Consider the following 4,862-nt stretch of genomic DNA (forward strand, 5'->3'; position numbering starts at 1 on the left):
GGACACCAGCAGCGCCGCGCCAAAACCGTGGACGGTTCCCTCGGTCGCCACGCCCGGTCCGCCGCCGTGGGTGCGCAGATAGGTGGCGGTGACGGTGGTCGCGACGGTGTTGAAGAGCGCGGTGCCCAGCGCGCCGCCGATCTGCTGCGCCGCGTTGAACGTCGCCGACGCGGTGCCCGTGTCGGCGGGGGCCACCCCGGTGGTCGCCAGGCTGGTCGCCGCGGTCAGTACGGCCCCGAGGCCGAGCCCGATCAGCAGCTGGGCGGGGACCAGATACAGGGCGAGGACATGCGGGCTGTCGGCGGTGAGGCGGGACAGGATCAGCAGTCCGGCGGCCATGGCGAGCAGACCGGGCACCATCAGGGCGCGGGCGCTCACCCGGGACAGCAGCCGCCCCGCGATGAGGATCGAGCCGATCAGCGAGCCCAGGACCAGCACCATGATGGTGAGACCGGCCTGTACGGGTGAGTAGCCGAGGACCGTCTGCGCGTAGTACGTCAGGAACAGGAAGCAGCCGAACAGGGCCGCGAGCATCAGCGCGGTGGTGAGGACCGCGCCGCCGCGGGCCCGGTGGGCGAGCACCCGCGTCGGCAGCAGGGGGTTGCGCACCCGGGACTCCACCGCCGCGAACAGGGCGAGCAGCAGCACCCCGGCCCCCAGCAGGGTGAGCACCAGCGGATCGCCCCAGCCCCTCGGTTCGGCCTGGGTGAAGCCGTAGACGAGAGCGGTCGGTCCGCTCACGCTCAGCAGCGCGCCCGGGATGTCCGGCCGGCCGGAGCCGGGCACGGGCCGGTCCCTGTCCACCCGGAGGATGCCGAGCAGGGCGAGAGCCGCGATGGGCACATTGACCCAGAGGCACCATCGCCAGTCCAGATACTCGGTGAGCACCCCGCCCGCGAGCAGCCCGACCCCCGAGCCCGCCGCGCCCATCGCCCCGAACACGCCGAACGCCCTGCCGCGCTCCCGTGGCCCGGTGAAGGTCAGGCTCAGCAGCGACAGGGCGGCCGGGGCCATCGCCGCCGCGAAGAGCCCTTGCAGGGCGCGGGCGGCGAACAGCGTGCCCGCATCCGTGGCCGCGCCGCCGAGCGCGGAGGCCACCGCGAAGCCGAGCAGACTGATCGCGAACGTACGCCGGTGGCCGAGGAGCCCGCTGATCCGGCCGCCGAGCAGCAGCAGTCCGCCGAAGGGCAGGACGTAGGCGATGATCGCCCACTGGCGGTCGGCGTCCGATATGCCCAGGTCGTGCTGGAGGGCGGGCAGCGCGATGTTCACGATGGTGCCATCCAGAACGATCATGAGCTGGGCGAGGGTGATCACCGCCAGCGCCCACCATTTGCGCCGCGACAGCCCGTCGTCCCGTCCGACGTCCGGCCCGTTGTCCCGCTCGCCCTCCCGGTCCGTCCCCTGCCCCTGATCTTGTTCCGGCTCCTGGTCCTGCTCCTCGTCCTGGTCCTGTGCCTTCTCCTGGTCCTGCCGCGCTGGCTCGTGCGGTTGTGCTCGCTCGTGCGGTTGTGCTCGCTGGCCCCGCTGGGATTCCCGGCGCATGACGCTCCCGTCGCTAGTACGTTGTTCTAGAGACTAGTACATTGTCCGGGAAGGCTCGCGTACTAGGCTCACGGTCACGCGGAGCGCGAGGAGGTACGGGTCATCAAGGGCAAGCAGCCGGGCCGCGGCAGCCAGGAGGCGGGCAGCACCAGAAGCGTCTGGCTACGGGAGTCCCGGGCCACCCGCGCCGAGCCTCCGCTGACCCGGGCACGCATCGTCGAGGTGGCGGTGGCACTGCTCGACGAGGAGGGCATCGACGGCCTGACCATGCGCCGGCTCGCCGAGCGCATCGGATCGGGCGTCACCACGCTCTACTGGCACGTCGACACCAAGGACGATGTCGTCGACCTCGCCCTCGACGCCATCCTCGCGGACACACCGGTGCCCGCAGGGGCCGCCGAGCCCGGGAAGTGGCGTGCCGAGATCGTCACCATGCTGCTGGACTGGCGTACGGCCATGCTGCGCCACCCGTGGTCCGCCGCGCTCCTCCAGCGGCCGACCCTGGGACCGAATCTGCTCGCCCGGATGGAGTTCCTCCAGGCCGCCCTCGTCCGGGCCGGGTTCACCGGACGGCGGCTGGCCACGGCGACCTGGACGCTCTACAACTACCTCCTGGGCGCGACGGTGGCCCGCGCGAGCTTCGGGCTGTCCGCCGAGGACCGGAACGCCGCGCAGCTTCGGCTGCGGGAGCGGAGCGATCAGTACCCCACCCTCAGCGCCCACGACTACATGCTCGACAACGACTGGGACGGGGTGTTCGTCCGGGGCCTCGACTACGTCCTCGACGGCATCGCGGCGGACGCCTCCCCCGACCGGGCATCGGCCGGGGACACGGCCCGGTGAGGCGCCGGCGGCTGAGGCGGTACGGCCCCCGTGAGACCCCGGCGCCCGAGCGAAGGCACGGCCCGGTCAGACCCCTGCGCCGTACGGCGGTGGCGGGTCATGTCCTGTCGTACCGGGGTATGACACCGCACCCGGGTCCCGGGTATGACGCCGCCGGCCGGCCGTACTGCCTACCCTGACCACGTCATGCCCAAAAACACCTCCCCCTCGCGGCGGACCCGCGCACTGCGCACGGTCCAGGACAATCTGCGGCTCCTCGCCGACGATCTCCATACGCCGTCGGAGTCCACCGCCCCGCTCTTCGCGACGGCCGCGAAGCGCTGGATGCGGCTCATGCCGTACGCCGTCGCCTTCGTCTTCACCGTGGCGCTGCTGCCGACCACCATCACCGTGCTCACGCAGGACTACCAGTTGTCCGGCGCGCTCGCCGGCGCGCTGGCCACCGCGCAGACCGCGCCGCTGCTGCTCGCCGTGACCCGGCCGCTGCAAGCCTGGCAGATCGTGTTCACCGCCGATGTGCTCGGGGCGGTCGCCCTGATGTGGGCGGACGGCACGGTGGGCCGGAGCTGGCCGTGGACCCCGCCGGTCATCGTCGGCTATCTGCTGCTGATGATCTGCCTCGGACTGCGCGAACCGCGCCGCAGACTGCTGGCCGTCTGGCTGGCCACGGGCGCGGCGGGTCTTGTGCTGGAGCTGGTCTCCCAGGAACGCAGCAACGGCGGCCATGTGCTGCTGTTCGTGCTCAGCGGGGTGGTACTGGTCGTCACGGGCGCGCTGCGCGAACGCGGCGACGCCCAGCGGCGGCTGGTGGTGCAGGAGACCATCAGCGAGGCCGAACGCGCCCAGCGCACCCTGCTGGAGGAACGCACCCGGATCGCGCGCGAGCTGCACGATGTCGTCGCCCACCATATGTCGGTGATCACCGTGCAGGCCGACTCGGCGCCGTACCGGATCGAGGGGCTCCCGTCCTCGGCACGCGAGGAGTTCGAGGCGATCGCGGCGGGCGCCCGGGAGTCGCTGACGGAGATGCGGCGGCTGCTGAGTGTGCTGCGGAGCGAGGGCTCCGAGGGCGAACTCACCCCGCAGCCCGGTCTCTCGCGGGTGCAGCAGCTGGTGGAGGCGACCGTGCGGGCGGGGGTGCCCGCGGAGCTGTCGCTGCGGGTCGATCCGGAGACGGTGCCTCCGGCGGTCGACCTCTCCGCGTACCGCATCGTGCAGGAGTCGCTGGCCAATGTGGTGCGGCACGCGCCCGGCGCGGTGACCCATGTGTCGGTGACATCGGACGGCACCCATCTGACCGTGCTGATCGTCAACGGCCATGCCGCCTCGCCCGATTCCCCGCTGGAGACGACGGGAACCGGCCATGGGCTGGTCGGAATGCGCGAACGCGTACGGTTGACCGGCGGCACGCTGGACACCGGTCCACTGCCGGACGGCGGTTTCCGGGTGGCCGCGCGTCTGCCGCTCGTCACACCCGTGACCCCGGAGGACGCGCCGTGACCATCCGCGTGATCATCGTCGACGACCAGGCCATGGTGCGGGCGGGGTTCGCCGCCCTGCTGTCGGCGCAGGCGGACATCGATGTGGTGGGCGAGGCGGCGGACGGCCGGGCGGGAGTGGACGTATCGCGGTCGGCCCACCCGGATGTGGTGCTGATGGACGTCCGGATGCCCGAGATGGACGGTCTGGCGGCGGCCCGCGCCCTCCTTCAGCCGCCGGTGGGGGTGGTGCACATCCCCAAGGTCCTGATGCTGACCACCTTCGACGTGGACGACTATGTGTACGAGGCGCTGCGCGCGGGGGCGTCCGGTTTTCTGCTCAAGGACGCGCCGCCCGCCGATCTGATCGGCGCGGTCCGCGTCGTCGCGGCGGGCGAGGCCCTCCTCGCCCCCTCCGTCACCCGCCGCCTCATCGCCGATTTCGCGGCCCAGCGCCCGGCGCCCCGCAAGGACCCCTCCCTGCGGCTGAAGGGGCTCACCCCCCGCGAGACCGAGGTACTGGAGCTGATCGCCCGCGGCCTGTCGAACCAGGAGATCGCGGAACATCTGGTGCTCGCCGAGCAGACCGTGAAGACCCACATCGGCCGCGTCCTGTCCAAACTCGGCCTGCGCGACCGCGCACAGGCCGTGATCTTCGCGTACGAGTCGGGGCTGGTCCGGCCGGGCTCGACCTGACCCCTCGGCGCCACCGGGTCACCGGCGGACCGGGTCAGCAAATCAAGCCTCGCTGGGGGCACCTCCCAGGCGCAGCTCTGGGGGAGCTTGAGGCGCTGGGGGTCCCCCCACGCCGCAGGGCGTAGGGGGCGGCTCCGGGGCAGCGCCCCGGCGACCGGCCGCGCCGTCGGCTGACGCGCACCCCTGCGGGGTGTCCTCAAACGCCGGACGGGCTGAAAGTGCCAGCAGCCCCGCAGGGACACTTGCGCCCCGGGGCAGGCAAAAACAACCCCGCCCGCGGGTGTGGCGCTGGGGGTGCCC

Annotated in this window: 4 protein-coding genes; 3 read left to right on the plus strand and 1 reads right to left on the minus strand. The window is 72.4% G+C overall.

The window, feature by feature from the left end; genetic code table 11:
- A partial coding sequence (locus tag ACWF94_RS33490; RefSeq protein WP_453497273.1) for an MFS transporter occupies positions 1 to 1,545 on the minus strand: 1,545 nt, incomplete at its 3' end.
- 102 nt (positions 1,546 to 1,647) lie between these two features.
- Here ACWF94_RS33490 and ACWF94_RS33495 point away from each other — a divergent pair.
- The 3 genes from ACWF94_RS33495 (at position 1,648) to ACWF94_RS33505 (ending at position 4,562) form a co-directional block, all read left to right on the plus strand.
- A complete protein-coding gene (locus ACWF94_RS33495; protein ID WP_453497282.1) occupies positions 1,648 to 2,388 on the plus strand; it encodes a TetR/AcrR family transcriptional regulator C-terminal domain-containing protein in 741 nt (246 codons plus the stop codon).
- Between the two features lie 144 nt (positions 2,389 to 2,532).
- Positions 2,533 to 3,888: a sensor histidine kinase gene (locus ACWF94_RS33500; protein ID WP_453497276.1), complete on the plus strand. Its 1,356-nt coding sequence runs from the start codon at positions 2,533 to 2,535 to the stop codon at positions 3,886 to 3,888.
- On the plus strand, positions 3,885 to 4,562 hold the full coding sequence (locus tag ACWF94_RS33505) for a response regulator (RefSeq protein ID WP_453497279.1): 678 nt from the start codon (positions 3,885 to 3,887) through the stop codon (positions 4,560 to 4,562). The genes ACWF94_RS33500 and ACWF94_RS33505 overlap by 4 nt, the downstream gene beginning before the upstream one ends.
- The last annotated feature ends 300 nt before the right edge of the window (positions 4,563 to 4,862 follow it).

This window comes from Streptomyces sp. NPDC055078 (assembly GCF_053607985.1).